This is a genomic window from Streptomyces flavovariabilis (genome assembly GCF_000725785.1).
In the GTDB taxonomy this organism is placed as follows: domain Bacteria; phylum Actinomycetota; class Actinomycetes; order Streptomycetales; family Streptomycetaceae; genus Streptomyces; species Streptomyces hawaiiensis.
This window is the reverse complement of record NZ_JNXD01000009.1, coordinates 76559-102841: the sequence shown is the minus strand read 5'-3', so window position 1 is coordinate 102841 and position 26283 is coordinate 76559. Positions and strand designations below refer to the sequence as shown.

Annotated in this window: 23 protein-coding genes and 1 pseudogene; 12 read left to right on the top strand and 12 right to left on the bottom strand. The window is 71.3% G+C overall.

Annotation, left to right across the window (positions count from 1 at the left end; all coding sequences use genetic code 11):
- Nucleotides 1-8: 8 nt before the first annotated feature.
- Complete coding sequence (locus tag IO24_RS0117450; protein WP_031136747.1) at nucleotides 9-287, bottom strand: GlsB/YeaQ/YmgE family stress response membrane protein; 279 nt, start codon at nucleotides 285-287, stop codon at nucleotides 9-11.
- Between the two features lie 198 nt (nucleotides 288-485).
- Here IO24_RS0117450 and IO24_RS0117445 point away from each other — a divergent pair, with 198 nt between their 5' ends.
- Nucleotides 486-1400, top strand: coding sequence for an NAD-dependent protein deacetylase (locus IO24_RS0117445; RefSeq protein WP_031136745.1), 915 nt, complete (start codon nucleotides 486-488; stop codon nucleotides 1398-1400).
- Between the two features lie 56 nt (nucleotides 1401-1456).
- On the opposite strand, the gene IO24_RS45190 is transcribed toward IO24_RS0117445, so the two are convergent.
- Together IO24_RS45190 and IO24_RS0117440 are read right to left on the bottom strand one after the other, a co-directional pair.
- Nucleotides 1457-1729 (bottom strand): hypothetical protein, encoded by a 273-nt coding sequence (locus IO24_RS45190; RefSeq protein WP_157851262.1) that lies wholly within the window; start codon nucleotides 1727-1729, stop codon nucleotides 1457-1459.
- A 107-nt stretch (nucleotides 1730-1836) separates the two neighbouring features.
- Complete coding sequence (locus tag IO24_RS0117440) at nucleotides 1837-2016, bottom strand: hypothetical protein (protein ID WP_031136743.1); 180 nt, start codon at nucleotides 2014-2016, stop codon at nucleotides 1837-1839.
- A 114-nt stretch (nucleotides 2017-2130) separates the two neighbouring features.
- On the opposite strand from IO24_RS0117440, the gene IO24_RS0117435 reads away from it, so the two are divergent.
- Nucleotides 2131-3318 (top strand): beta-ketoacyl-[acyl-carrier-protein] synthase family protein, encoded by a 1188-nt coding sequence (locus IO24_RS0117435; protein ID WP_031136740.1) that lies wholly within the window; start codon nucleotides 2131-2133, stop codon nucleotides 3316-3318.
- A 102-nt stretch (nucleotides 3319-3420) separates the two neighbouring features.
- Here IO24_RS0117435 and IO24_RS0117430 read toward each other — a convergent pair whose 3' ends face one another.
- Nucleotides 3421-5571: an ATP-binding SpoIIE family protein phosphatase gene (locus tag IO24_RS0117430; protein ID WP_031136739.1), complete on the bottom strand. Its 2151-nt coding sequence runs from the start codon at nucleotides 5569-5571 to the stop codon at nucleotides 3421-3423.
- Nucleotides 5572-5842: 271 nt separating this feature from the next.
- Here IO24_RS0117430 and IO24_RS0117425 point away from each other — a divergent pair, with 271 nt between their 5' ends.
- Genes IO24_RS0117425 through IO24_RS42080 form a run of 4 tightly spaced genes read left to right on the top strand, consistent with a single transcriptional unit; the run spans nucleotide 5843 to nucleotide 13902 of the window.
- Nucleotides 5843-7021: a lipase family protein gene (locus tag IO24_RS0117425; protein WP_045296372.1), complete on the top strand. Its 1179-nt coding sequence runs from the start codon at nucleotides 5843-5845 to the stop codon at nucleotides 7019-7021.
- On the top strand, nucleotides 7009-9345 hold the full coding sequence (locus IO24_RS42085) for a VMAP-C domain-containing protein (RefSeq protein ID WP_051905927.1): 2337 nt from the start codon (nucleotides 7009-7011) through the stop codon (nucleotides 9343-9345). The genes IO24_RS0117425 and IO24_RS42085 overlap by 13 nt, the downstream gene beginning before the upstream one ends.
- On the top strand, nucleotides 9342-10367 hold the full coding sequence (locus IO24_RS0117415) for an AAA family ATPase (protein WP_037667969.1): 1026 nt from the start codon (nucleotides 9342-9344) through the stop codon (nucleotides 10365-10367). Before IO24_RS42085 ends, IO24_RS0117415 begins: the two co-directional genes overlap by 4 nt.
- A 4-nt stretch (nucleotides 10368-10371) precedes the next feature.
- Entirely contained in the window at nucleotides 10372-13902 is a 3531-nt protein-coding gene (locus IO24_RS42080) for a caspase, EACC1-associated type (protein ID WP_051905926.1), read from the top strand.
- A gap of 62 nt (nucleotides 13903-13964) precedes the next feature.
- Here the strand turns inward: IO24_RS42080 and IO24_RS0117405 are convergent, their stop codons facing one another.
- Nucleotides 13965-16046, bottom strand: a complete 2082-nt coding sequence (locus IO24_RS0117405; RefSeq protein WP_031136730.1) for a SpoIIE family protein phosphatase — start codon at nucleotides 16044-16046, stop codon at nucleotides 13965-13967.
- Nucleotides 16047-16637: 591 nt separating this feature from the next.
- Here IO24_RS0117405 and IO24_RS47610 point away from each other — a divergent pair.
- The 3 genes and pseudogenes from IO24_RS47610 to IO24_RS0117395 all read left to right on the top strand — a co-directional run.
- Nucleotides 16638-17009, top strand: a pseudogene (locus tag IO24_RS47610) (DUF1275 family protein); the annotation flags it as partial.
- A gap of 41 nt (nucleotides 17010-17050) precedes the next feature.
- Nucleotides 17051-17257 (top strand): hypothetical protein, encoded by a 207-nt coding sequence (locus IO24_RS46460; RefSeq protein ID WP_031136729.1) that lies wholly within the window; start codon nucleotides 17051-17053, stop codon nucleotides 17255-17257.
- Nucleotides 17258-17467: 210 nt separating this feature from the next.
- A complete protein-coding gene (locus IO24_RS0117395; protein ID WP_031136728.1) occupies nucleotides 17468-18001 on the top strand; it encodes a GNAT family N-acetyltransferase in 534 nt (177 codons plus the stop codon).
- A gap of 47 nt (nucleotides 18002-18048) precedes the next feature.
- Here IO24_RS0117395 and IO24_RS0117390 read toward each other — a convergent pair whose 3' ends face one another.
- A complete protein-coding gene (locus IO24_RS0117390; RefSeq protein ID WP_031136726.1) occupies nucleotides 18049-18648 on the bottom strand; it encodes a TetR/AcrR family transcriptional regulator in 600 nt (199 codons plus the stop codon).
- Between the two features lie 170 nt (nucleotides 18649-18818).
- Between IO24_RS0117390 and IO24_RS0117385 the strand changes: the two genes are divergently transcribed.
- Nucleotides 18819-19703 carry an NAD(P)-dependent oxidoreductase gene (locus IO24_RS0117385; RefSeq protein WP_031136724.1) on the top strand — a complete coding sequence of 295 codons (885 nt, stop codon included), beginning with the start codon at nucleotides 18819-18821 and terminating at the stop codon, nucleotides 19701-19703.
- Between the two features lie 86 nt (nucleotides 19704-19789).
- On the opposite strand, the gene IO24_RS0117380 is transcribed toward IO24_RS0117385, so the two are convergent.
- The 5 genes from IO24_RS0117380 to IO24_RS0117360 form a co-directional block, all read right to left on the bottom strand.
- Entirely contained in the window at nucleotides 19790-20551 is a 762-nt protein-coding gene (locus tag IO24_RS0117380; RefSeq protein ID WP_031136723.1) for a ZIP family metal transporter, read from the bottom strand.
- A 94-nt stretch (nucleotides 20552-20645) separates the two neighbouring features.
- Nucleotides 20646-21743: a barstar family protein gene (locus IO24_RS0117375; protein WP_031136722.1), complete on the bottom strand. Its 1098-nt coding sequence runs from the start codon at nucleotides 21741-21743 to the stop codon at nucleotides 20646-20648.
- A 141-nt stretch (nucleotides 21744-21884) separates the two neighbouring features.
- Nucleotides 21885-22178: a hypothetical protein gene (locus tag IO24_RS0117370; protein ID WP_031136720.1), complete on the bottom strand. Its 294-nt coding sequence runs from the start codon at nucleotides 22176-22178 to the stop codon at nucleotides 21885-21887.
- Between the two features lie 88 nt (nucleotides 22179-22266).
- Nucleotides 22267-23034: a class I SAM-dependent methyltransferase gene (locus IO24_RS0117365; RefSeq protein ID WP_031136717.1), complete on the bottom strand. Its 768-nt coding sequence runs from the start codon at nucleotides 23032-23034 to the stop codon at nucleotides 22267-22269.
- Between the two features lie 60 nt (nucleotides 23035-23094).
- A complete protein-coding gene (locus tag IO24_RS0117360) occupies nucleotides 23095-23577 on the bottom strand; it encodes a MarR family winged helix-turn-helix transcriptional regulator (RefSeq protein ID WP_031136715.1) in 483 nt (160 codons plus the stop codon).
- Nucleotides 23578-23687: 110 nt separating this feature from the next.
- Here IO24_RS0117360 and IO24_RS0117355 point away from each other — a divergent pair, with 110 nt between their 5' ends.
- Nucleotides 23688-24434 (top strand): dienelactone hydrolase family protein, encoded by a 747-nt coding sequence (locus tag IO24_RS0117355; protein WP_031136714.1) that lies wholly within the window; start codon nucleotides 23688-23690, stop codon nucleotides 24432-24434.
- 141 nt (nucleotides 24435-24575) lie between these two features.
- Here the strand turns inward: IO24_RS0117355 and IO24_RS0117350 are convergent, their stop codons facing one another.
- Entirely contained in the window at nucleotides 24576-24971 is a 396-nt protein-coding gene (locus tag IO24_RS0117350; protein ID WP_031136712.1) for a RidA family protein, read from the bottom strand.
- Between the two features lie 137 nt (nucleotides 24972-25108).
- Between IO24_RS0117350 and IO24_RS0117345 the strand changes: the two genes are divergently transcribed.
- Entirely contained in the window at nucleotides 25109-26080 is a 972-nt protein-coding gene (locus IO24_RS0117345) for a helix-turn-helix transcriptional regulator (protein ID WP_031136710.1), read from the top strand.
- The last annotated feature ends 203 nt before the right edge of the window (nucleotides 26081-26283 follow it).

Genomic DNA, 26283 nt, shown 5'->3' with positions numbered 1-26283 from the left:
TCAACGGGTCATGCGTGGCGGTGCGAGCGGCGGTTGCCGGTGACGACGCGGTAGAGCGCGAGCAGGATGAGGGAACCCACGATCGCGGCGATCCACGTGGAGAGGTGGAAGAACCCGTCGATGGAGTCCACGCCGAAGATGACCTTGCCGAGCCAGCCGCCGAGGAGACCACCGGCGATGCCGATGAGCATGGTGATGATGATGCCGCCGGGGTCCTTGCCCGGCATCAGGGCCTTGGCGATCGCGCCGGCGAGTAGCCCGATGATGATCCAAGCAATGATGCCCATGGTGCGTCTCCGCTTCGTCGTATAAGGATTCTGTTAGCTCATCGGGTGCGCCGATCCCGCCCGGCCAAACGTCTCGTCCTGATATCGGCTTCCGCGAGGGCCCGGTGGCGCTGTCCGGCGCCGGGGGCCATGACGATGACCATGCCGCCCGACACAACGCATCGGTCACGACATGCTGCTGTTGCGTACCCTGACGGCATGCGCACGCGCCCCACCCTGAGCTGGAGCCCCTCCGAGGACTTGCCGCCGGCCACCACGGATATGGAGCCGGTCACCGACGCGCTGAGCGCCGGCGGAGTGCTGGTGCTCAGCGGAGCGGGTATCTCCACGGAATCGGGCATCCCCGACTACCGGGGCGAGGGCGGGAGCCTGAGCCGGCACACTCCGATGACCTACCAGGACTTCGTCGCCGGCGCCCAGGCCCGGCGCCGGTACTGGGCCCGCAGCCACCTGGGCTGGCGCAGCTTCGGCCGGGCCCGCCCCAACGCCGGGCACCGGGCCGTGGCCGCCTTCGGACGGCACGGACTGCTCGCGGGTGTCATCACCCAGAACGTGGACGGCTTGCACCAGGCCGCCGGCAGCGACGACGTCGTGGAACTCCACGGAAACCTGGCCCGGGTCGTCTGCCTTTCCTGCGGCGCCTTCAGCCCGCGCCGTGAACTCGCCCTGCGGCTGGAGGAGGCCAATCCGGGGTTCGATCCCGTGGCTGCCGGAATCAACCCGGACGGTGATGCCGACCTCACGGACGACCAGGTCGGAGGCTTCCGCGTGGTGCCCTGCGCGGTCTGTGGCGGCACCCTCAAACCGGACGTCGTGTTCTTCGGCGAATCGGTTCCGCCGCAGCGGGTCGAGCACTGCCGCGAGTTGGTCCGCGGGGCGGCCTCGCTGTTGGTCCTGGGCTCCTCCTTGACGGTGATGTCCGGGCTCCGCTTCGTCCGCCAGGCGGCCCAGGCCGGGAAGCCGGTGCTGATCGTCAACCGGGATCAGACCCGGGGCGACCGGCACGCCGTGACCAGGGTGTCTCTCCCGCTGGGCACAGCCCTCAGCACCGTCGCGCACCGGCTGGGGATTCCCGTCGACCGGGGCGGCAGCGAAGGACCGCAGCCGGCCTGACCGGAGCCACACGCAGCACCGGAGTCCCCTTCGGGCCGCCGGGGAGCGGCGGAGGGTCAGCGTCCACCGTCCCGGTCGCGGTTTCCCGACCGGCATGCGGCAGTGAAGGTTCGGCTGCCGTCCGGTGCGTACAGCAGCGGCACCTCCCGAACCGAGTCCGAACCCCCTTCGGCGAGCAGGGCCACGGGCTTCGGGCGGCAGGCGGCATTGTCGATCAGGCGTCCTCGGACGACAAGCATCCCGGGTAACGAGATGTGGCTGACTCCCTGGCCGCGTACATCCAGGTAGAGGTCCCAGAGGCCGATGCCGAGCGGCGCGCCCGAGTTCACGGTGCCCAGGCCGACCTCGCGGTGAGGTCGGCTGCGGCGCGGGAGCCACCCGTTCGAGTGCGTGTCCGCTCCCGGCCCGAGGCGGTGGACCGCGACATGAGTCGGCGTCAGGTCGCCGAGCAGGCGTCCGGGCCGGCCGACGGCTGCCTGATGAGCGCGAAGAAGGGCGGCATCGCTACGACGGTCCGGACGCCCCGGGCCCTGACGTCATCGCCCGAGGGATCGGACAGCCCCTCTTCTCCGCCACCTCCTGCGAGTTGGAACCGTTCGAACGTGAGCCGCGTCACAGCAATCAGGGTGCGTCTAAGTTGTCTGCATCACAGCGGAAATGTCCATTTGGCGTCCATGCTCGAAACGGACGCCGGATCACATTTCTGTTCTCCCTCGGAAGGTGCCCCACCATGGCCGCTTACCTCTGCCCCCCTGCCGTGATACACGGCGAGCATGCCGTGAAGACCAGCGAGATCGTGGCGGAGGTAAGCGATCGGCATCCACACGCTGCGTGGGCGCCGCGCATCGACGGCATCGCGGCCAGTACGGGCATCGAGACCCGCGGCTGGATGCTGCCGCTGGAGACCGCCGTCGCACCCGGCGAGGGCAGCGGCCTGCGGGCCGTCGGCATCGCGCCCGCCCAAGAAGCCCTGACGCGGGGCGGGTTCACCCAGCAGGACGTGGACCGCGTGATCGCCGCCCTCGAGACCATACCCGCGCCGCAGACCGTCCAGGAGCGCACCGCCCCCGCATGGGAGGCCGTGCAGTCCTACGGGGAGCGTGCGGCGCGCGGGGCCCTGCAGGAAGCCGGGCTGGACGCCGCGGACGTCGACTGCCTGATCACCAGTCACTCCACCACTCCGGCGCTGCCGGGTCTGGACATGGCCCTGGCCAACCGGCTGCCGCTCCGCAGCGACGTGATGCTGCTGCCGGCCACGCAGTGGGCCTGTATCGCGGGGACCCGTTCCCTGGCGCTGGCGGCGGATCTCGTGGCCGCCGACCCCGACCGGGTGGTCCTGGTCGTCATCTCGGAGGCGCTGAGCACGACCTACCAGCCCGCGGACGACACCCTCGAGTCCCTGATCGTCCGCCTGCTGTTCGCCGACACCGCTGTCGCAGCGGTGGTCACGGGCCGCCCGAGGCCCGAGTCGGTGCTGCGACTGGACGCCGCCTGGCATCACACCCTGCCCGGCACCCAGGACCTGCACCGCCTGGAGACGCGGGCGGACGGCACCCACTTCGTGATGGACCGGCGCGGGCCGCGCGCCGTACAGGAGACGGTCACCGCGATGTGGGAGTGGCTGCGCGCCCGCTACCAGGACGATCCCGACACCTGGCACCCCGACGTGCTGCTCGCGCACCCCGGGGGGACCCGGGTGCTGGAGTACATGGAGCAGACGATGCCCGACGCCTGGCCGTCAGGGCTGCTGGACCACAGCCGGGACAGCTACACCAGCGGAAACCGCGGCGGCGCCGCCGTGTTCGACATCCTGCGGCGGGCGCACGACGCCGGGCAGCAGAAGCCCGGCAACCGCGCCGTCCTGTACGCGGCGGCCCCGGGTCTCACGGCCACCGCCTTGGAAGGGCAGTGGCTGTAGTGGGCCGACGGGCGCCGTCCGCACCGTCGGCGGCGCCTGTCGCTCATCCCGCGATCTCCACAGCGCTCTTCCAGTCCCGCCGCGGCCCCCGCGCCATCCGCGTCACCTCGACACTTCCGCCCAGACGACCTTCCCGGTGTCCGTCCACCGCACCCCCCACCGGGTGGTGAGCCGGTGCACGATGCTCAGGCCACGGCCGCCGTCGTCGAGCAGGCCGGCACGCCTCAGCCGTGGCCGGCCGTTGCCGGTGTCGCCCACCTCGCACAGCAGGCCGTGACCGGCCCTGATCAACCGCACCGTGACGGGACCGGTGGCGTAGCGCACCGCGTTCGTGACCAGCTCACTGACCAGCAGCAGCGCGTCGTGCCGGGTGTCGTCCCTGATGCGCCATTGCGCCAGCAGCGCGGCGACCTGCACCCGGGCACGGGCCGGGGCGTCGTCGCGGGCGGGCAGCCGCCAGGTCGCCGTGTCCTCCTTTCGGTAGCCGATCATCCGGGCGAGCAGCAGGGTCACATCGTCACGCTGAGGCCGGGGCGCCAGTGCGGAGACGACGTGCCGTACGGCCTGCTGCAGGGTGTCCCAGGGGTGCACCGTGGCCACTGCGTCCGCCAGCCTGTCCATGCCCTCGTCGATCGACAGGGCGGGGTCCTCCACCAGGCCGTCGGTGTAGAGGGCGAGCACCGAGCCCGGGGGCACGCCGAAGGTGTACACGTCGAACGGCTCTCGCAGCGCGAACTCGGCCCCCAGGCCGGGGTGAGGGCGGATCGCGAGCGGGCCGGCGTGCCCGTCCGGTGAGACCAGGATCGGCGGGAGGTGGCCGGCGCTGGACAGCGTCATGTGGTGGCTGACCGGGTCGTAGAGGGCGATGCAGCAGGTCGATCCGAGGGCGCTGTAGCCGGCCGCCAGCCCGGACTCCGCGTCGTCCAGCAGCGTCACGGTCTCGTCCAGGTGCTCCAGTACCTGGTCGGGCGCGAGCCCCGCGGACAGCAGCGCGCGGGCCTCCATGCTCAGCTGGCCCATGGTCGCCGCGGCTCCCAGACCGTGCCCGACCACGTCACCGACCACCAGCGCGGTACGGCCGTCAGGCAGCGGGAAGCTGTTCACCCAGTCGCCGCCGACGCCCGCGCTGTCGGGGGTGGCGGGCTGGTAGACGCTGGCGATCTCGATGGTGTCGCCGCCGGCCCGGGGCAGGAGCCGTCGCTGGAGCGCCAGCACCTGCGTGTGCTCGCGCTGGTGCTGACGAGCCAGGTCGACGTGGTGGGCGGTTCTGGCCACCAGTTCCTGCAGGTCGAACAGCTCGCTGTCGCGGAAGGGGCAGTCCGCCCGCCGCCAGACCTCGGCCACGCCCAGGACGACGGGCGGCGCACTGTCCAGGACCAGTGGTATGCACGCCACACCTGCCGACCGGTCACCCGGTACCAGGGCACGCGCCACTCGTGGACTGCCGAAGACCCGCTCGACCGCCTCCCCTCCGGGTATGACGAGGGTCTGCGGAGCATCGTCGCGCAGCACCGCCTGGGCCAGCAGGCGACTCGCGTCGCCGGGAAGGTCGTCGCCCGCAGTCGTGTAGCCCTCGGGCCACACCCGGTCCGGCACCAGGGCCGCCCGCCGCAGCCGGATGCGCCCCCGCGCCCCCGCGGAGACTCCCTCACCCGTCCACACGGCGAAGTCGAGGTCCACGGCGGCCACGTCTCCCCAGGCCAGCAGGGACTCCGCCAGCGACTGCGCGGTCTCGCCGATGTCCAGGGAAGTGCCGATCGCGGTCTCGGCGGCGTACAGGTGCAGCCGTCTGGCCATGGCGATCACGGAGACCGTCAGGCCCCCCTCCGGCGCCGCGGAGGGCAGGATACTCATGGAGACCACCAGCTCCGACCCGTCTTCGCGCCGCAGGCGCTGGATGCGGGCCACATGCGCCTCACCGCTCTCCACGACCTGCCGCAGCCGCCGGGTGACCGTCGGTACGTCCCCCGGTGGCAGGAGATCGACGAACGGCCTCCCGGCCCCGGCGTCCAGACCCGCGAAGACGGGGGCTGCCAGATTGCAGCGGGTGATGATCAGGTCCCTGTCCAGGTTGACCGCGCCGAGGATCTGTTCCTGACGGCCCGCCGCCGACTGGTCGGGGGCCTGCCGGCGCGTGGCGCGGTCACTCTGCGCGTCGGGCGCTGCCGCTCCTCCTTGCGGGATGTAGCGCCCAAGAGCGCGGCTGACCAGGTCGAAGGCCGAAGGGGACGAGGGCGGGGGTGTGGAGTCCATGCGGCTCTCTCAGCAATCCCCGGCGCGGCACCGGGGCCGTGTGCGGACCCGTGCGGTGAGGCCCCGAGCTCCCTGACCGCACACCTCATTGAATAACACCGGGGGCGGCTTCGCACACACCAGCGAATCGCACCGTGTATGCGGACAGAAGAGAAGCGCCTGCCTCACCGGTTCCTGCGCCGTTTCCCCCCGTCCGCCTCGCCACCCCGATTAGCATCGGCGACAGCCGCGCGAAGAAGCCCGGCTGCGTGCGTCCGCGGGGTGGGGAAACGTGCAACGCTCAGTGGTTTTCGTCCATGGCACCGGTGTGCGCGAGAGGTCGTACGACAAGACCTTGTCGACCGTGCGTTCGGCGCTCAAGGAGCTGCGGCCCGAAGTCGGGGTACGGGGATGCTTCTGGGGCCGGGAGGCCGGAGCGCGGCTGGCCCTGGACGGCGCGAGCATCCCTGGATACACGGAGTCCCGCGGTGGCCGGAAGAAGGACGACGAGGACATCGCCATCTGGGGAGTGCTCTACCGCGACCCCGGCTACGAGCTGCGTCTGCTCGGCCTGCGTCCCGCTGTCGTCTCCGGGATGGGCCGCGGTCAGAGCCCCGCGCTGAAGCTGCTCGGCGAGCTCACCGGTTACGTCCCCTCCGCACAGGTGCGCGCCGCCTTCACCGCGCATGACCTGGACGACGCACTCGATCACGCGCTCCTCGAGGTCGCCGCCTCGCCCGAACTGCGCGATGCGGCGGCCACGGCCGACGAGGGCGGCTACGAGCACCGGCACGCCTTCGCCCGAGCCGTGGTCGCGGCGACGCTGGCGTACGCCGTGGACGGCGGAGCAGACGCCCCGGACGGCCTCCAGCGGGACACCCTGCTCTCCCTGCTCAGCGCCGAGCTGCACACCCAGGGCCGCGGTCTGGGCGGGACCGTCGCCAAGGCCGCCTCCACCCCCGCCCTCCTCGCCCTGACCTGGCACGCCCGGCGCCGCCGCGGCGCCCACAACGACGACCTCCTCGTGCCGGCTGTCGGTGACATCCTCCGCTACCAGGCCCGTGGCCAGGCGCTGCGCCGACTGATCAAGCGCACCGTCGACCACGCGCCCGGCGACGCCGTCACGGTGATCGCCCATAGCCTGGGCGGGGTGGCCTGCGTCGATCTCATGGTGGAGGAGCGGATCGACCGGGTCGACCAGCTGATCACCGTCGGCTCCCAGGCCCCCTTCTTCTACGAGGCGGGCGCCCTGATCTCCCTCGAACACCCGCAGCGGCTCCCCGCCCACTTCCCGCGCCGCTGGCTCAACCTCTACGATCCCCGCGACCTGCTGTCCTTCCGTGCCGCGCAGGTCTTTCCCGTGGTGGCCACAGACCACGAGGTGGACAACCACCAGCCGTTCCCCTTCGCGCACAGCGCCTACTGGGACAACCGCGAGGTCTGGGGCGCGATCGGCGCATGGCTGGGCTGAGAGCGGTCGACGACCCCGCGCGCGTCCACGCCGTGGTCGTCGGCGTCGAACGGTATCCCCGGCATCCCGACTGGGATCTGCCCGGCGCGGTCGACGACGCCCTGCGCTTCTACAAGTGGTTGCGCAAGGGCGGCGTGCCCGAGGACAACATCCAGCTGTTGCTGGCGCCCGACGAGGCCAGTCGTACCTCGCTGGACGCGCTCACCGCGGCCGGTGAGCTGACCTGGTGCCAAACCTGGGGTCGGGACGCACTCATGGACGCCTTCGCCCACGGCCTCGACGGCCGTACCGGCGATCTGCTCTACGTCTACTGGGGCAGCCACGGCGTGCTCGGCCAAGGCGACCGACGTCTGCTGCTGTGCCCCGACGCCTCCCCGAAGGACAAGCGCTGCGTGGACACCGCCAACCTGCTGGAATACCTCCAGCGCGACGACCTGGCGGGCTTCACCGAGCAGGTGCTGCTGTTCGACACGTGCGCGACCTTCCTGGAGCACCACAATCAGCCGACAGGGCCTGCGATCGCCGACTTCCCCACCGTACGCCGCCATCCCGTCGCGCAGTTCGCCCTGTGCGCGGCCGCCGCAGGCCAGGTCGCTGAGAACGACCCGGCCCTGCGCAGCGGCGTCTTCTCACATGCCGTCATCGACTGGCTGGAGACGCACGCCGCCGATCTGCACCCGGATCCGGCCGCCCTGCTCACCCATGTCCGGGCCGCCACGCCCGACACGCAGACACCCGTCAGCATCGATATCGACATCCGCACTCTCGATGGCTCCCGCGAGCGCCTGCTCTGGCCCCGCGCCCCGCTTCCGGCGTCGACAGGCCGCAGCCACCTGGCCCTGGCCCTGCACGAGGCGCTCGACGACGGCGACCTGAGGGCCCGCTGCCTGGAGCACCTCGCCGTCCAGTGCCCGGGCGCGCATCTCGGTTCCTGCCCTTCGGACGAGCAACTCGCGCACACCCTGCTCACGGTCGAACGGGCCATGGCCGCACTCGTGGAAGTGGTGCACAGCCGCAACCGGCGGGCCGCCGACCAACTGCTGTCCCTGGGCCGTACGCACGGTGTGCCCGGCTTGCTCTCCCACCTTGAGTACACCGCCCTGCGGGAGGTCCTCAGCCACGCACCCCACCTGCCGCCGACGGCACGGGTGATCGCGGCCGTACGAGCCACCCAGCCGCTCGAGAGGGCGTGGCTGCCCCCGAAGCCGCAGGCAGGGCACGGCTCCAGCGTCGCCCAGCTCATGGCCTGTGTGGAGCACTTCGAGAAGCACACCGGCGGACAGAGCATGGCCCATCCGGGCAGACAACTGGTGCCCGCGGTCATCCGCTTCACCGAGTTGCTCGCGGCGATGGTTCCCGACGTCCGCGCAGAACTCCACGAGTGGGCCGCACGAGTGAGCCGCCGGCTGAACGTCGACCCCGGTGGGCTCGCCGAGCGCCGCGCCGACGCGCTGGCCTGGCTGGACAGCCTCGACCCGGCGGCCGGCCGGCCCCGTGTCGTGGCCCAGCTCGACGCCGCGCCACCCGACTCCACCACCGCGGACGGCGACGAGCGCTACACCTGCGTGATGTGGCTCGACACCGGCGCCGGCGACCTCGTGCAGGCCGCCGAGCAGAGCCCGGACCCCCTGGCCCCGAGGGACGTGGTGCGCCGGATACAGCGGACCGTGTCGCTGCTGCGGGGGGTGACCGAGGAAACGCCGGTCGTCGAGATTCTGCTTCAGCCGGATGCCGTGCAGCTGCCCGTCGACTCCTGGAACGGCGCCGACGACGGCGACGAACTGCCCATCCTGCTGGGGGTCGAGTGGGCGACCGCCCTGCGCTGCGCTCCCCTGGCCTGCGCCGAGCGGGAGGAAAAGCGCCAGGAGGGCATCAAGAGCAGGTGGGCGGGGCGGCACAACGACACGGTGGTCTTCCTGGACGACGAGCACGCCCAGGGTTTCGCGGGGTACGGCGCCCTGATGGCGGACGTCGGCGCGGCCCGAGCCGTCGTGCGGGCGGGGCCCGACGGCCGGGGCCGGCTGGTGCAGGCGGCGCTGCGGCTCGGCTACCCGGTCGTGCTGTGGGACCGGCGGGCACCGGGCCAGGTCCAGCACACTCACTTCGACCCGCTGCAGCCGGAAAGGGCCGTGGACGGGCTGCCCTGGCGGATCCGGGACTACCGGGCCCAGGCGTGCGTGCAGCCTGCCGCCCGTCCTGTGTGCCCCGTTGTGCTCCTCGAGGCGGCCGACCGTCCCCTGCCACCGGTGCTGTCCCTGACCGGACTCTCCGAGTCACCCGATCACCCCGCCCCCTCCGACTCCGAAGAGGCGAGCCCTCGATGACCCAGAACCCCGCAGCGGAAACCCCCGAGACGCCCGGTCCCCCTGCCGAGCACGAGAGCTGGCAGCTCTTCCGGGGTGACGGGCAGCGCCGCACGGTACCGATCCCCGAGGCACCACCCTGGAGGCGCTTCGCGAGCACGGAAAGCGAGAACGCCGAAAGCGAAGCCGTCCGCGGGGACAACGCACGGACCGGGGCACGCTACGTCATCGGCCGTACGGAGACGGACGTGGTCAACGCGGCCATCCACCTCCGCCGGCCGTTGCTGGTCACGGGCCACCCCGGTACCGGCAAGTCATCCCTCGCGGCGGCCATCGCCCACGAACTGGACCTCGGCCCCGTGCTGCACTGGCCTGTCAACAGTCGCTCCACGCTCCAGGACGCCCTGTACCGCTACGACGCGATCGGCAGGCTCCAGGAGAGCAACCTCGAACGGGGTCCGGACGACGCGCGGCCCGGTATCGGCTCCTTCCTGCGCCTCGGCCCGGTCGGAACGGCGTTCATCGCCGAGGAGCGGCCCCGGGTGCTGCTCGTCGATGAGTTGGACAAGGGCGACCTCGACCTGCCGAACGACCTGCTCACCGTCTTCGAGGAGGGCACCTTCGAGATCCCGGAGCTGTCCAGGCTGCCCGAGGACCAGGCGGAGGTGAACGTCCTGACCGCCGACCCGCACCGGACAGCGAGAGTGAAGCGGGGGATGGTGCGCTGTGCCGAGTTCCCTCTCGTCGTCATCACCAGCAACGGTGAACGCGATTTCCCACCCGCCTTCCGCCGCCGCTGCCTCCCGCTGCACCTCGGCGACCCGGACGAGGCCCGCCTGCGCGAGATCGTCGAAGGCCACCTCGGCCCGGAGGCCCTCGCCGACGCCGGGGACCTGATCATGGCGTTCCTGGCCCGGCGGGCCGTCGGGGAACTCGCCACCGACCAGCTCCTCAACGCTGTGTTCCTGCGCCGGGGAGGGGTCCAGCTGGACGCCGACGGACTGCTGAAGACCGTCCTGCACCGGCTCAACACGGACGGCTGAGAAGATGTTCGAGGAGCTGCTGAAAGTCCTCGCGAGGGGCCCCGGGCTGCCCATGGAGGAGGAACTCCTCGACGTCCTCTGGCTCGCGCCTCGCGTCCCGTCGGGCCCGGCCGCCCCGCTGGCACTGCGTGCTCCGGAGACGACGGACCCCCAGAGCCCGTCCCTCGACGCAGTCGGCCCGGATGCCCGACCGCCCGGGGACGCACCGGCGGGTACCGGCCCCGCAGCGGCGGCGGGCCGGGAGGAGACAGCGGGATCCGCAGCTCCCTCGGACGCACACCTGGCCATCGTCTCCAGCCCGTCGGCCGCCGGACCACCCGCCGGAGCCCTGTGGACCCCCGGCGGCCGTGCCCTCGGTCCCACCTTGCCCCTGGGCAGAGCGCTGCGCCCGCTGAAACGGCGTGTTCCGAGCCGTCACCACAGCGGACTCGACGAAGCTGCCACCGCCGCCCTCCAGGCCGACACGCGCTCTCCGCACCTTGTGCTGCGTGCCCAGCCGGAGCGCTGGCTGCGGTTGGCTCTGGTCATCGACGGCGGTGTGTCCATGCCCCTGTGGCAGCGGCAGTGCGCTGACCTCAAAGACCTCTTCGAACGCAGCGGCGCCTTCCGTCAGGTGGTGACTCACCAGATCCGCTGTGCCCCCGGAAGCGCCGAAGTCCGCCTCGCACGCCCGTGGAGCACCGACCCGCAGACCCGGGCGCCCGGTTCCGTGGCGGACGGCTCCGGCCGGACCATGGTGCTGGTGGTCACCGACGGAGCGGCGCCCGCATGGCGCGACGGACGGTTACGCCCCGTACTCGAAGGCTGGGCCCGCAGCGGCCCGACCGCCGTGCTCCACACGCTCCCCCGCCGCCTGTGGGCGGGTTCGGGAGTCCGGGCGGACACCTGGCGGGTGGTGTCCCCCCGGCCGGGTGCGGTGAACACCGCCTGGACGGTGACCGACCAGGTACTCCCGCCGACCGTCGCACCGCCTCCGCCGGTCCCGGTACCCGTCGTGGAGCTGACCCCGGCCGGTCTCGCCACGTGGTCGGCGGTGAACACGGTCGTCGCACGGCCGGTCCCGGTTCCCCTGTGGTCTCCGCACCGGCCCGAGGCACCCGCCGTCTCCTCCCCCGGGCCCGTGTCCGTAGGGGACTTCGCGCGCGCCGCGTCCCCCGAGGCCCTGCGCCTGGCCGCGCACCTGGCAGCGATGGCCCCGGTCACCGTGCCCGTCATGCAGCTCGTCCACGCGCACCTCGACCGGCGCCAGGACACCACACCGCTGGCGGAGGTCTTCCTCGGTGGTCTGCTGCAGCCTCTGCCGGCCGACCACTCGGCAGGCCGCCACCGTCTGTTCGACTTCACGCCGGAGGCCAAGGACCTCCTTCTGGATGCCGTCCCCACCACCGACCTCCTTGCCTGCAGTCGCCGGGTGGGCGAACACATCGAGTCTCTGGTCGGCCGCTCCTCGGACTTCCCGGCCTGGCCCCTGAGCCAGGACGCACGAGGGTCGGCCGCACCCTTCGCTCATCTCGGGCCGGCATTGCAGGCGCGGCTGGGAGTGCCGGAAGCGGCTGCCTCCACGCTGATCCTCTCGCCGGCTGAGCAGAGTTCCAGCGAGGAGGCGCCGGCGAAGGCGGAGTTCCCCTGGGTGTCGGGAGAGGGCCTGGATGCGTCGCTGCGGCTGCTGGCCGGGGAACTGGGCGTTCGCGCACCCGAGGTGACGCTGCCCCTCTGGGACCAGGTGACGGGCCTCGTGGACTCGGTCGCCGAGTCGAGGGGCGAACCGCCCCCCGACGTACGGCCGCGGCTGCGCGAGCAGTACCTGGACGCGTTGCTGCCGCTGTGCCCCCGGGACGTCGTGAGCACGTTCTCCCGTGTCCGCGATGCCCCGGAAGACAGCCACGTGTTGCTTCTCCACCTGCTCATGTACGTCCATGACCGGCCGACCGCGGCACGGATGACCCAGGCGGAGATCGTCGAAGACCTGGTGCGCTATCTGGACGAGCGTGGACTGTCTCCGGACCGTGAGCGACGGTTGGGCTGGAGGCGCCGGTTCGACCTGCTCTGGCACAGCAACGGCCGGTACTGCCCCGTGGAGATCAAGCGGGCTGGTTCTCCCTTCTCCTGGCCCCCGCGTACGCAGGTCGCGGAACTCATGGCCGTGGACGACTCCCTGACCCGGGGCTTCCTGGTGGCCGTGGACGAGGACGAGAAGCCGGACGGGCCGGTACCGCTCGACGAGTGCGTGGCCGTCTGGCCGGACCTGTCGGTCGTCGCACTGCGCTTCCAGAATCGTGCTGCGGCGGGCTTCCCGACGCCGCCGGTGTCCTTCAGGGTCTGCATCGTCGTCGACATCGCCGGACACGGGAAGATGAGCGCGGCCACCCGGCACGAAATGGCGGGGGCGCTGCGCGACGTCATCGACGACGCGGTACGAACGGCTGGAAACACCCGCCCCTACCTTCGCGAGGACCGCGGCGACGGCTCACTCGTCCTGTTGTCCGAGGGCGTGGACGAGTCGGTGACGGTCCCTGGCTTCGTGGAGGGACTCGCCCGGGGCCTGCGGCACGCCCGCGAGCGGGGAAACGTGATGCGCGTGAGGGTGGCCATGACGGCCGGCGTCATCGCCATGGGAGAACTGGGTGCCACCGGCGAGGCCGTTCAGAGCGCCGCCCGCCTCGCCGACTCGGCCGTCCTGAGGGAGTCCGAAGCCGACTACGCGCTCATTGTCTCGGAGTCGCTGTACCAGGACGTACCCGGGTTCCACGGCCGTTTCCGGCGCGTACGCGTAAAGCACGAGGACTTCGAAAGCTGGGCCTGGCTGCACACACGCTCCTCAAGACTCCCTGACCCCGAGCGCTCGACCGCGGTCCTGATCGGCACCGGTTCCTACACGGAGCTGCCCGATCTGCCGCAGGTTCACGCCGGGCTCCGGGATCTGGCACTGCTGCTCACCCACCCGCTGGACGGCGGCTTCTCCCAGGAACGCTCGTTGGTGCTGGAGAATCCGGAGAGCGGATCAGAGCTCCTCGACGTCGTCGGGCATGCGGCGGCATCTGCCGAGGACACCCTGCTGGTGTACTTCGCCGGTCACGGCCTGTACGACTCGGTTTCGGGAGAGCTGAGCCTGGCCGTCGCCGGCAGCCGTCCGGACGCACCGGTCACCGCCGTGCCGCTCGACGACGTGAGGGAACTGGTTCTGCACAGCGCCGCCCGGCACAAGATCGTCATCCTGGACTGCTGTTACAGCGGCCGCGTCGGCCGCCAAGCCCTGCCCGGAGTGTTCAACATCGTGCCGGACCGTGATGTCACGGTCCTGGCCGCGTCGCTCCAACGCGCGGCCACTGCACCGGGAGACGCGTACACGGCGTTCACGGGGGCCCTGATCGACGTCCTGCGCGACGGTGTGACCGAGGGGTCCGAGTCGATCTCGCTGCGCGAACTGTACGAAGAGGCACGCCGTCGACTCGCGGCCGGGAACTTCCCGCTGCCGACGCTCAGCGCGCACAACGACACCGAGCGAGTCGCTCTCGCGCGCAACAACGCCGGCTAGGAGAACGGACGTGGCGGGGCCGCCGCACACGGAGACGCTCGGCTTTGGAGGCGTTCCGGCCCTCACGCAGTGCCGGCAGGCCGCGCACGGGCGATGAGCAGCGCGACGTCGTCGTGGTCGTCGGGACTGCGGAGTTGCCGGAGCAGGCGGTCGCAGGTCTCCTCCACGGAGCGGAACGGCGGGGACAGCAGGTGCAGGAGGACGTCCAGGCGTTTGTCGATGGGATCGTCGCGGGTCTCCACCAGGCCGTCGGTGTACAGGACGAGTTGATCGCCGGGGTTCATGGCGAGGGCGGAGGTTTCGAAGGGGCCGCTGCCGACTCCCAGCGGGGTGCCGGTGGGCAGGTCGAGCAGTTCGGGAGGCCTTCCGGCCCGTACCAGGACCGGGGGCAGGTGGCCGGCGCAGGCGACGTGCAGTCGGGAGTGGTGTGGGTCGTAGACCGCGTACACGCACGTCGCGATGTAGGGGTCCAGGCCCTGGGTGATCTTGTCGAGGTGGGTGAGGATACGGCTCGGGGCGAGGTCGAGGTCAGCGAGGGTGGAGGTGGCGGTGCGCAGCCGGCCCATGGCGGTGGCAGCCTGGATGCCGCTGCCCATGACGTCGCCGACCGCCAGGGCGGTTCGGTCTCCGCTGAGGGGGATGACGTCGTACCAGTCGCCGCCGACCTCGCTGAAGGCCTGCGCGGGCCGGTACCGGGCAGCGATCTCCAGGCCGGGGCGGCGGGGCGAGGGCCGGGGCAGCAGGCTGCGCTGCAGGGTTTCGGCGGCGCTGCGGATGTGCTGGTGCAGGACGGCGTTGTCGATGCTCAGCGCGGCGGACGAGGCCAGTTCGCAGGCGAGGGTGAGATCGTCCTCGTCGAAGGGCTGGGGGTTGCGGGCGCGGGCGAGGCCCATCACGCCGATGATCTGTCCGCGGGCGATGAGGGGGACGGCCATGTCGGTGTGGACACCGGCTTCGGCGAGCAGGCCGGCGGCGGCGTCGTCGGCTGCGATGCGGCTGAGCTCGCCGCTGTCGATGTGGGTGATCAGCAGGGGCTTGCGGGTGCGGAGGCAGTGGGCTGCCGGATGGTCGGCGTGGTAGGCGGTGAGGTGGCCGGGCGCGATGATCGCCTCGGAGGCACCGGTGGGGTAGGCGGTCTTCACCGCCAGGGCGCGGAACAGTGCAGGCCCCTCGCCGCGGTCCGGGCGGCCTGTCCGCAGGACGGAGTCCAGGATGTCCACCGCGACCATGTCGGCCAGGTCGGGGACCAGGACGTCCGCCAGCTCCTGGGCGGTCCGCTCCACCTCGAGGGTGGTCCCGATGCGGGACGAGCCGTCGGCCATCAGGCGCAGGCGCTGCTGGGCCCGGTCGGCCTGCCTGGCTGTTTCGTACCGGTCGGTGACGTCCACCACCACGTTGGCGATCCCCAGCACGTGCCCGCTGTGGTCCTCCAGTCGGTAGAGCGACACGGCCCAGGCGTGGTCGTGGTCCGGGTCGGCGCGGGTACGGCCCACGACCTGCTCGTCCACCAGGGGCAGGCCGGTCCGCAGGACCTCCCGCATCTGGTTCTCCGCGGTCGTGAAGGGCGCGCCGGGCAGGATCTCCCGGAAGTGGCGGCCCGTGTGGTCGGCCTCGGGAACGCCGTGCATCGCGGCGAGGGCCCCGTTGACGGCCACGTACCGCAACTCGGTGTCCAGGACGGACAGGCCGATCGGCGCCTGGGTGACCAGCTGGCTGGACAGGGCCACCTCGCGCTCCACCTGCCGCACCGTGGCCTTGTCGGTGGCCAGCCCCAGCGCGTAGTGATCGCCGATGTTGTCGGTCAGGCGCACGTTGCGGAACTCGACCGTGCGGGTGCTTCCGTCCTTGAGACGGACGGGGAACGATCCCGCCCAGCCCCGGCCGGTCTCCATCACCTCGGCGAACAGTGCCATCCCCGCCTTCCGGTGTTCGGGGTGGAGAAGGAGGGTTGCCGCGTACTGCCCGACCGCTTCGTCACCGGTGTAGCCGAACAGTTCCTCGGCCTGGGGGCTCCACATGTCGATCCGGCCGTCGGCCTCCACCAGCACCGCGGCGACGCCCAAAAGGTCCATCAGCCCGCTCGGGCCGGATGCCGCCTCCTCCGGATCACCCGCCTGTTCCGAAGGCTGATTCGCTCGGCTCATCACTTTCGCCCCTTAGGCCATGTCGACCTCACCGGCGCACCCGCCCGCGTCGGCAGACGCTCACGGCGGTCTCCCTGCAGGTCGGCCACCCGTTCACGATGCGGTACGCCACCTGCGAACGGCCAGGGGACGCGCCGGGAGAGCGCCGACCGCAGTCGAACCTCACGGCTCCGGCGACCGGTACGAAGAGCCACGCCGTGCCCGGTTCGCGGGGTCGGCCCCTTCTCTTCCACCCTTCCACACGTCCCGGCTCCGACCGAGGAGGTCGAGGTCCGCGCGGACTGATCGCTCCGAGGTCGATCACCCGGGTGTCGTGCCTCCAGGCGCCGCAGAAAAGTCTCCGGTCCAGCGCCGTGCCCGCGTGCGCGGCGACCATCCGTCCCGGTGTGGGCCGTAGTAGCCCCCCGTAGCCACTGGCCGCGTGTCCCGGGGCCGCGGTCCGGTGGCGGGCCGTCGGTACCGGCCACACTGGCCGCATGTCCGATGCGTCCCCGGTCCTCGCGACCGATGTCCGGCGGGTGGCCGTCATGACGGTGCTGACCGTGCTGGCGGGCGCCGTCGACGCCGTGAGCTTTCTGACCATGGGGGAAGGTGTTCTGCGCGCTGGCGACCGGCAACGTGCTCTTCCTGTCGTTCGCGCTCGTCGGGGAGGACGATGTTCCGGTGGCGCGGCCCGCCATCGCGATCGGCGCGTTCATGGCCGGAGCGGCCGTCGTAATGAAGTGGCTCGCGGAGCGCGGACGGCCGTGGTTCCCGGTCGGGCTCGTCTGCGAGGCCGTACTGCTGGTGTGCGCCGGCGTGCTGGCGCTGGCGAAACACGGCACCGGAGCCGTCCCGACCCAGGACGACCGCGGGGTCGTCGCACTCGTCGCGCCGGCCAGGGGAGTGCGTGCCTCCACCGCCCTGCGCGTCCATGTGCCGGGCATGCCGACGCTGCTGAGCCAGACGGCCATCGCCGAGCTCGTCAACGACGTGCTGAAAGGCCCCGGGCAGCACTGCGCGGAATGCCGGCGAAGCAGCGGCTGGCCCGGACCCGGTGGACGGCCACCGTGGGCGGGATCTTCGGCGGCGGTGGGCTGGGCACGCTGCTGCTGGTGCCGCTGGGCACGGGGCGAGCACTGCTCGTCATCGCGGCGGTGGTGCTGCTCCTGGCGGTGGTGGGCATGGTCGCACCGCCACGCGAGACGGAGCCCGTCCCGGGCCGCCCGTGAGCTTCGACGGATCATGCCGCGCGTGAGCTTCGACGGTTCATGAGGACTCGAAGGACGACGTCACCCATTCCCTGACCTGTGGCGGGCGTGTCAACGTCCGCGTCTCGCAGTCGGCCGGCGGCCGCACGGCTGGGAGCTCCCCCGGCGCGGCAATCCCGGTTCGCGAGCCGCGGTTCGCGTTCCCGCCGCCACCTCGGCAAAGATGGGATCATGACCGAGATCCGCACACCCCGTCTCGTCCTGCGCCGATGGCTCGACGACGACGTCGTCCCCCTGTCCGAGATCCATGCCGATCCGGTGGTGATGCAGCGCATCGGCGACGGCACGCCGCGCTCCCCCGAAGAGACCGCCCAGGACATCGAGGCGTGGGAGGAGGAGTGGGACGAGGAAGGGTTCGGGATGTTCGCCGTCGAGCTCCTGGGCTCCGGTGAGCTTGCGGGCGCCGTCGGCCTGTCCGTGGCCGACGCCCCGGCCGAGGTCGCCGGCCAGGTGGCGATCAGCTGGCGGCTGGGGCGGGTGTTCTGGGGGCAGGGATACGCCTCGGAGGCAGCGCACGCCACCCTGGAGTTCGCCCTGCAGGACCGCGGCCTCGACCGGGTGGTCGCCGTATGCCGCACGAGCGACGAGGCTTCCGTGAACGTACTCGACAAACTCGGCATGCAGGCGGAAGGCACCGCACAGCACCCGGTCCACGGCTACGACCTCGCGGTGTACGGCATCGACCTCACGCAGTACCAGGAATAGCGCCCGTGCGGGCCCGGCGATCGCGGCCGGGCGGGCTGCCCGGCCGGTCAGCCCTTCTTCTCGCTCACGGCCGCGTCGAGGACAGGACCCAGTTCCCGGGCCACGGTCGTCAGGGCCCGGACGTCCCGCTCGGCCCGGGCGAGGAGGATCGCACCCTCCAGGCTGCTGATCATGAGCGTGGCGAGTGCGCCTGCCCGTTCCCCGGGCACACCCATCTCTGCCAGTGCTCGGGCGACCGCACCGGTCCAGGTGGCGAATGCGGCGGCTGCGGCTTTCCGCGTGGAGGGGACCGACTCCGCGCAGTCCACCGTGGCGCCCGCTACCGGGCAGCCGCCCGCGAAGCCGTCGGCCTCGTACTCGTCGGTCCACTGACGCACCATCGCGGCGAACAGCCCGCTCGGCGTCGGCTCGGGCAGCGCGGCCAGAAAACGGGCGACCCGGTCCGCCGCGTATCCCCCCGCCCAGCCCACTGCCTCGTCGACCAACTGCGTCTTGCCGCCGGGGAAGTAGTGCTGGAGCGAACCGCGCGGCGCCGCCGCGTCGACGGCGACCTCACGCATGCCGGTGGAGGCGACTCCGTCGCGCCGGATGAGCTGGGCCGCGCTGAAGACCATCCGCTCACGCGGTCCCCGTGCGGCCCTCGCCATCGTCGACCTCCAGCAGCTCTCGGCGCATCCTTCTCGGAGGCTCTCCGGCGCATCATTCTCGACCTCCATTCTATGACGGCCGTCATAGCCGCAGCTACTATGACCGCTGTCATAGTCAAGGGAGACGGTGGCGGCTCGGCCTTCGCACGAGCCGGAGGAGGCGGTGCGTCATGTGCGTCGGTTTCATCGGTCTGGGAGTCATGGGGCAGCCCATGGCACTGAACCTCGCTCGTAACGGGACACGACTCGTGGTCTGGAACCGCACCCCCGAGCGATGCGAACCGCTGCACGCCTCCGGTGCCGAAGTGGCGGCAAGCCCCGCCGAGGTCTTCGACCGGGCGGCCACCGTGTTCCTCATGCTGGCCGACGAGACGGCCGTGGACGCGGTGCTGGGACGCGGCACCCCGGACTTCGCCCGGCGCGTCACCGGCCATACCGCCGTCCACATGGGCACGACCTCGGCCGAGTACTCGTCCAGCCTCCAGAAGGACATCCGGGCGGCGGGCGGACGGTACGTCGAGGCCCCGGTCTCCGGCAGCCGCGTCCCCGCCGAGCGAGGCGAACTGGTGGGGATGCTGGCGGGCGACGGCGACGCCGTGGCGACCGTGCGGTCCCTGCTCACTCCGGTGTGCAGGGAGACGTTCGTGTGCGGGGCCGTCCCGGGTGCGCTGCTGCTGAAGTTCTCGGTGAACCTGTTTCTGATCACCGTGGTCACGGGTCTTGCCGAGGCGTTCCACTTCGCCGAGCGGCACGGGCTTGATCAGCGTCTCTTCCGGGACGTCCTGGACGCCGGCCCGATGGCCAGTGGCGTCTCCCGGGGCAAGGCTCCGAAGCTCCTGGAGCGCGACTTCTCGGTCCAGGCAGCCGCCGCGGACGTCCTGAAGAACAACCGCCTGATCGCCGAGGCCGCCCGCAAGGCCGACCTGGCATCCCCGCTCCTCGACGTGTGCCACGCCCTCTACGAAGAGACCGTCCAACGGGGCCACGGCGGCGAGGACATGGTGGCCGTGCTGCGCGCTCTGGAGGCCCGGACCGCCGGCGCACCGCGACGCTGATGCGGGTGAACCGTCCTCGGGCTGCCAACGTGCCGAGTGGAAGAGGATCAGCCCCGCACACCGCGAGTCGCCTCGACCACGTGACGTCAGGCGTGGGACAGCGCGAAGGAGACCAGGAAGCCGCTGACCGTGACCAGCCCGATCGCCAGGTGGGCTTCCTGGAACGCCTCGGGGATCATCGTGTCGGCGACCATGGCCAGGATCGCACCGGCGGCCACGGCCGTCACCCCCGCGATCACGGTGGGCGAAAAGCCCCCGAGGACGGCGTACCCGAGGACTGCTGAGGCTGTGCTCGCGACCGCGATGGCGCCCCACACGCCGAAGACGTAGCCCTTACCCCGCCCGGACTTCTTCATGCCCGCCGAACTGGACAGCCCCTCCGGGATGTTGCTGATGAACACCGCCGCGACCGTCACGAGGCTGACCGCCCCACCGTCGAGCAGGCTGACGCCGATCACCGCCGACTCGGGCACTCCGTCCAGCAGCGCGCCCAGCGCCAGCGCAAGGCCCGAGCCGCTGTTCTTCTCCTCGGACGGCTGTGTCTGCTCCGCGTGATGGCCCGATCGCTTGCGATGGCGGGCGCCTCGGCCTGCCAGCCACAGGTTGCCCGACGTGTAGGCCGCCGCCCCGGCCAGTGTCCCTGCTGCTGCCGGGCCCAACCCGCCCTGTTCGTAGGCTTCGCCGACCAGCTCGAAGGAGACGGCCGAGAGAAGCACACCCGCACCGAAAGCCATCACCAGGGCGATGACCTTCTGCGACACGCGCATCCCAAAGCCGAACACCGCTCCCACCAGGAGAGCACTGCCCGCCAGCAACCCCCAACCACCTGCTTGAATCACCTCGGACATGCAGCGCCGTGTACCCGCGCGCGGGTGATCGGCACCTGTGGGACCGGTGACCTGGCGCACTGCCCAGGCAGCTAGAGCGCGGCAGACGCCGAGTTCACGCGAAGGTGACGCGCATGTGGCCCTCGGTCAGGACTTCGAGTACCAGGGCGACCAGGTCGTACGGTTCGCCCTCCGGTGTCAGGACGTGGGACAGATGCCCGCGCGCGGGCGCGACGTCCCGCCAGAGAAGGGTGGCGGGGGCGGTGTACCCGAAGTTGCCGCGCAGACAGTCCGCGAGTGCGTCCACGCAGCCGCCGAAGTAACCCCCCGGCCCGTTGACGGCCTCGCCGAGCGCCAGGAAGAGGCCGGGCACGTCGGTGATGTGCCGGCCGTCCAACTCGTACCGCTGTCCGGCCGGTCGGCCCTGGTGCTCGCGCCGGCAGCCCCGTTCGCGGACGAGCTCGAGCCACGCCTCACGCTGCCGGGCATCCAGGTCGGCCCAGCGGCCGGGGATCTCCGGAGGGCCGGCGAGCCAGCGGGTCCAGAGGGGACGGACGTGTCCGGGGACGGGCCTGTCGAGCTCTTCGTCGAGTTCCAGGTCGATCAGATCCGGCCCGTGCAAGGAGGGGCGCCATGCGCGGATCCTGGGCCGCAGCAGCCGGTCGGTGAACGGCTCACCGCTGTCGTCCCGGATCTCCAGCCGGGCCTCGCCCAGGTCCAGGGCGCGCCGGGTTCCCGTCGCCAGTGCCTGCCGGAGCCGACCAGCCGGCGAGAGGCCCCGCAGCACGAGCGAGGGGGCGGCTTGCTCACCGGGCAGGACGCGCGCGAACTCCCGGCACGAGCCCAGCCACCGGTACCCGTCGTGCAGACGGACCGGAGCCCGGTGTCCCTCCGGCGGGCCCATGTAGTCGTCCATGCCCGTGAGCACGAGAGCATCGGTTCGCGGTTGCGGCCGGAGACTTTCCGCGTCCTCCAGCAGCCAGGGGTCGATGGTTCTGTCTTCCGGTACCAGCCATACCCTGGATGCGACCCAGCCGCGCACCTCGGCACCGTCCGGCACCCAGCCGAAGAGTTCGTAGGTCGCGCGCTCGGGCTCCCTGAAGAGTCCCTCCACCTCGGCGCAGACGCCCCAGACGTGGCCGTGCTCCGACTCCGTCAGGGCGTACCGTCCTTGCCCGCTCTGCCCCCTGTCTCCCTTCACGGTGGGCATCATGCCCTGATCAGGAGAAGACCGCGAAGCTCTTTTCACGTGAGGACGGGTCTCGACAGCATCACCAAGGATCTGCCGCGGAGTTGCCGCGGGGCGTCGCCCGGCGGTCGCGTGCACCGGCCGAGCAGGGGGCGAGCTCCCGCACTAGGCGCTGGCGTGGCGACGCCATGCCGTGCTGCGCGGAGCGGCATGGTGCGCAGGCTCGGTCGAGTGGTCAGCCTGCTGACGCTTCAACCAGAGGGACGTCATGGCCAGCAGGGCGGCGAAGACCACCAGAAGCACCCCCGACACCCACATCTGCCGGCTGCCGGGGTCGTCCCATCCCGCCGACGCGGCCGAGACAGCCCACAGGACGGCGCCCCCGGCGTAGAACGTGCGCATCCGGCGCAACTGCCGCAGGGCTCGTACGGACTCAGCGTGATCAGTTTGCGAAGCCATGCCGACGCATGTACCCCGATCCGCGCCGCCTATCAGCTGGTGTTGGCCGGTATCCTCCGACGGGTCCTTGGGTGGCGTGCGGGGTGGCTCAATCCTCTGATCGTCTGCGGGCGAGGTGAACGGTGATGTCGGCGGCCATCTCGACCCTGTCCGGCAGGACCTGCGTGATGCGGCTGAACGCCTGCTCTCGCTCCGGGGCCGGCAGGACGAGATAGGCCGAGATGGTCGAGAGGTGGCCCACGTAGTCGCGGGCGCTCATCGTCAAACGCCGTTCGATCGTGGCCTGTCGAACCTCGGTGAACCACTCGGACCGTTGCAGTTCGCTGCCCGGCCACTGCATCTGCTGTTCCGGAGGCGTACCGTCGGGGGACGGAATCTCGTCGCTCTCCAGGAACGGTGCTCTCGCCGCGTGAACGGCTTCCTCCAGGGCCGGGTCGGCCGGCCGGAAGGGCCCGCCGAACGAGGCGAACACACCACCCGGCTCCAGCAGCGCGGCGATGCGTGACCAGCGGCCCTCCGGGTTCGTCCAGTGCAGCGCTGCCGCCGCGTACACCAGGCCGTACCTCTCCCCCGGCCGCAAGTCCTCGAACGCGGCTTGCACCGTTCTGACGTTCGCCGGCGCGTGCTTGCGCAGCTCGGCGAGCATGGACCCATCAGGCTCGGTCGCGGTGACAGCGATCCCCCGTTGAGCGAACAGCCGGGTCGCTTTGCCCGTCCCGGCTCCGATCTCGAGGGCGGTCGGGACCGGACGGCCCTCGTACGCCATCACCAAGTCGAACAGCTCGACTGGGTACTCCGGCCGGAACCGTTCGTATGCTTCCGCCACCGCTCCGAAGCTCAGCGCACGACCAGACATGGCGAACATCGTGACACGAAACCACGCCGGCTCGGACCGCAGAGCCGTGGGCGGAGGTCCTCAAGAGCTCTCGGCGTGGTGGTCCAGCAAGCGAGTGAGCAGCTGGACGAACTGGTCGCGTTCGGCCGGGCTCAGCGGTGCGAGGAGTTCGTCGTGGAGGTCGTCCAGGACGTTGTCCAGGCGGCGCAGGTGCCGGCGGCCTCGGGGGGAGATCGTGATGACGTTGCGGCGCCGGTCGGCGGGATCCGGCGCCCGCTCGACGAGGTCACGCTCGGCCAACTCGTTCAGCACGCCGACCATGTCGCTGCGGTAGATGCCGGAGCGCCTGCTCAACTCCGCCTGGCTGCCCGGCCCGTACTCCTGCAAGGAGGCGAGCACGGCGTAGTGCCACTTGCGGGCGTCGGCACGGGCCAGCCCCTCGGTGACCAACCGGTCCGACCGCATGGTCAGTTGCGACAACAGCCGGCTCGCCCTCCGGCGCAGCCTGTCGGGCGTCTTGAACGCGCCGTCGTCGGGCGTGTCCGCTGCTTCGGCTCTGATCACGGCACCGACCCTAACCCGTTGTGTTGGCCCGACTAACGATGTACGTTCACCCGAGCCGAAAACGTTAGTGTCACTAACGCCAGTCGCGTGATCTTCAAGACGGGAAGATGTTGCTCACCAAGACACTGCAGATCCCCACCGCGGACGGCCGGGCCGACGCCTTCGCCGCCTGCCCCGACCGGGGCGAGCGGCACCCTGGGGTGCTGATGTACCCGGACGGCTTCGGTATCCGGCCCGTGCTGCGGGAGATGGCCCGCGAGCTCGCCGGGCACGGGTACTACGTGCTCGTCCCCAACGTCTTCTACCGGCACGGTCCGGCACCGGTGATCGAACTTCCCGAGCACATCGGGGAAGAGGTCCGGCCCGCGCTCGTCGCCCGGTTGATGCCCTTGGTCGAGGCGCACACCACCGAACGCGTCCTGAGTGACGCCGACGCCTACCTCAGGTTCCTCACCGCCCAGCCCGGGGTCGGCGCCGGACCGGTCGCGGTGACCGGCTACTGCATCGGCGGCCTCCTGGCGATGCGCACCGCCGCCGCCCACCCCGGCCAGGTGGCCGCAGTCGCCGGATTCCACAGCCCCGTCGGAGTCGACGGGCCCGAGAGCCTGCACCGCCTCCTGTCCGGTCTGACGGCCGTGGTCCACCTCGGCCACGCCGAGACCGACCTGACACCCGAGGCCCTCGGGGAGCTCAACCATGCGCTGGATGCCGCAGGTGTCGACTACACCTCCGAGATCTATCCCGGGACCGTCCACGGCTTCACCATGTCCGACACCGACGTCTTCAACCCGTCCGCCCGGGAGCGCCACTGGGACCGCCTGCTCCCCCTCCTCGACCGCACCCTGTCCGGCAGCTGAGGCTGCGGCCCGGGCACGGGGGCGGGACCCGGGGGCTTCAGCCCGGTGGTGGGGTGATGCCGTCGACCAGGTCGTGCGTCACCCATGTGCTACTGCTCGTGCCGTCCGGCCGGCACGAGCAGCGCGAGCGGCGAGGTCGTGTCAGGCGACGGCGGTCCCCTCGAGCTCGACCATCTGGCCGGGGACGGCCAACCGTGTCACCCCGAGCAACGTGGTGGTCGGCGCCACCCCGGCGGCGCCCAACCGCGACGCCAGCACGCCGTAGTGCGGGAACAGCCCATCGACGTCGGTGGTGTAGACGTTGAGCCGGACGAGGTTCGCGAGGGACATGCCGGCCTCGCCGAGGACGGCCTCCAGGTTGTCGAGGCTCAGCGCCAACTGTGCGGCCATGTCACCGTCATGCCGGGGTTTGCCGTCGCCGCTCATCGCGGTCTGTCCGGAGCAGTAAAGGGTCCGGGTGTGCCCGGAGACGACCTCGCCCTGGTTGAACCCCATCTCCAACGACCATGTCACCGGATTGATCGCCGTTCGTTCCACTGCCACATCAGCTCCGTTCGAGTCATGGGAAGTTCCATACGTCCACCGGCGCGGCATCCGCCATCGTCGACGTCGGTGCTCACGACCCTCGCAGCGAATCACGACACCCTTGGTCATGTATTCGCTAAGGTCCTCGTATGCGCGCCGATCGGCTGGTCTCGCTGGTCCTGTTGTTGCGTCAGCGCGGTCGGCTGACCGCGGACACGCTGGCCCGCGAGCTGGAGGTGTCCACCCGTACCGTGCTGCGCGACATCGAGGCACTGTCCGCAGCCGGCGTCCCGGTCTACGCCGAACGCGGCCGGCACGGTGGGTTCGCGCTGTTGCCCGGTTTCAGGACCGAGCTCACCGGACTGAACCACGACGAGGCCCTTGCCCTGCTGACCGCCGGATCGAGGCGCGGCGAGCAGGTGTTCGGCCTCGGCACCGCACTCTCGTCGGCCATGCGCAAGGTGGTCGACGCACTGCCCGAAAGCCACCAGGCCACCGCGAACGACGCGGCCCGGCGCTTTCTCGTCGAGCCGGAGACCGACCTGCTCTCACGCCGGGTGGCCCCCGAGGAGGTCCCCGACACGACGATGTTCGAGATCCGGCGCGCGGTACTCGCCGGACACAAACTGCGCATCCACTACGCGGCCACGGACGAGCCCCCGCAGTGGCGCACAGTGGATCCCATCGGCCTGGTCACCGTGCGCGACCGGGGCTACTTGCTCGCCACGAGATCCGGCGCGGACCGCACCTACCGGCTGTCGCGGGTCTCGGCCGCCGAGGAACTCCCCGAACCGGCGCAGCGACCGGACCAGGTCGATCTGGACCGGGTCTGGCGGGAACGCTGTGCGCAGTTTCTGTCGAGCGGCCATATCGCCGTGCTGGTACGGGTGGACCCGAAGCGGCGGGAGGAACTGCTGAGCAGCGCGGTGGCCGTCCGCACCGCGGAACTCGACGACGACGGCTTGCTGCGGCTGGAGGTGACATTCCAGGATCTGCGACACGCCGAGTGGGCGCTGTGGCAGCTCAGCACCGACGCGGAAGTCCTGGCCCCGGGGGTGTTGCGCACCTCCCTGCACGACCGCGCCGCCGCGATGGCCAACCGGTACGCGGACTCGTATTGACGGGAGAGAAGAGTGGAGCCGATCGCCCGCGGTGGGCATCGCGCTCCGTTTCGCCGAACGGTCGCCCGCCGTCCCGACGTCCTCGCATGCTCGGCGCCGGTCGCCTTCCGCATCCCGGCTCGCCGTTCCAGGCTGTCGGCGTCTGTGCTGGTCAGCGCCCGTTTCAGCGTTCCAGCGTCCCGAAAGGACCGCGGGATGTGGCG

What these genes read in the sequence shown, in the direction of transcription:
- IO24_RS0117450 (WP_031136747.1), bottom strand. Translation starts at nt 287, where the DNA reads ATGGGCATCATTGCTTGGATCATCATCGGGCTACTCGCCGGCGCGATC.
- IO24_RS0117445 (WP_031136745.1), top strand. Translation starts at nt 486, where the DNA reads ATGCGCACGCGCCCCACCCTGAGCTGGAGCCCCTCCGAGGACTTGCCG.
- IO24_RS0117435 (WP_031136740.1), top strand. Translation starts at nt 2,131, where the DNA reads ATGGCCGCTTACCTCTGCCCCCCTGCCGTGATACACGGCGAGCATGCC.
- IO24_RS0117430 (WP_031136739.1), bottom strand. Translation starts at nt 5,571, where the DNA reads ATGGACTCCACACCCCCGCCCTCGTCCCCTTCGGCCTTCGACCTGGTC.
- IO24_RS42085 (WP_051905927.1), top strand. Translation starts at nt 7,009, where the DNA reads ATGGCTGGGCTGAGAGCGGTCGACGACCCCGCGCGCGTCCACGCCGTG.
- IO24_RS0117415 (WP_037667969.1), top strand. Translation starts at nt 9,342, where the DNA reads ATGACCCAGAACCCCGCAGCGGAAACCCCCGAGACGCCCGGTCCCCCT.
- IO24_RS42080 (WP_051905926.1), top strand. Translation starts at nt 10,372, where the DNA reads ATGTTCGAGGAGCTGCTGAAAGTCCTCGCGAGGGGCCCCGGGCTGCCC.
- IO24_RS0117405 (WP_031136730.1), bottom strand. Translation starts at nt 16,046, where the DNA reads ATGAGCCGAGCGAATCAGCCTTCGGAACAGGCGGGTGATCCGGAGGAG.
- IO24_RS46460 (WP_031136729.1), top strand. Translation starts at nt 17,051, where the DNA reads ATGCCGGCGAAGCAGCGGCTGGCCCGGACCCGGTGGACGGCCACCGTG.
- IO24_RS0117395 (WP_031136728.1), top strand. Translation starts at nt 17,468, where the DNA reads ATGACCGAGATCCGCACACCCCGTCTCGTCCTGCGCCGATGGCTCGAC.
- IO24_RS0117390 (WP_031136726.1), bottom strand. Translation starts at nt 18,648, where the DNA reads ATGGCGAGGGCCGCACGGGGACCGCGTGAGCGGATGGTCTTCAGCGCG.
- IO24_RS0117385 (WP_031136724.1), top strand. Translation starts at nt 18,819, where the DNA reads ATGTGCGTCGGTTTCATCGGTCTGGGAGTCATGGGGCAGCCCATGGCA.
- IO24_RS0117380 (WP_031136723.1), bottom strand. Translation starts at nt 20,551, where the DNA reads ATGTCCGAGGTGATTCAAGCAGGTGGTTGGGGGTTGCTGGCGGGCAGT.
- IO24_RS0117375 (WP_031136722.1), bottom strand. Translation starts at nt 21,743, where the DNA reads ATGATGCCCACCGTGAAGGGAGACAGGGGGCAGAGCGGGCAAGGACGG.
- IO24_RS0117370 (WP_031136720.1), bottom strand. Translation starts at nt 22,178, where the DNA reads ATGGCTTCGCAAACTGATCACGCTGAGTCCGTACGAGCCCTGCGGCAG.
- IO24_RS0117365 (WP_031136717.1), bottom strand. Translation starts at nt 23,034, where the DNA reads ATGTCTGGTCGTGCGCTGAGCTTCGGAGCGGTGGCGGAAGCATACGAA.
- IO24_RS0117345 (WP_031136710.1), top strand. Translation starts at nt 25,109, where the DNA reads ATGCGCGCCGATCGGCTGGTCTCGCTGGTCCTGTTGTTGCGTCAGCGC.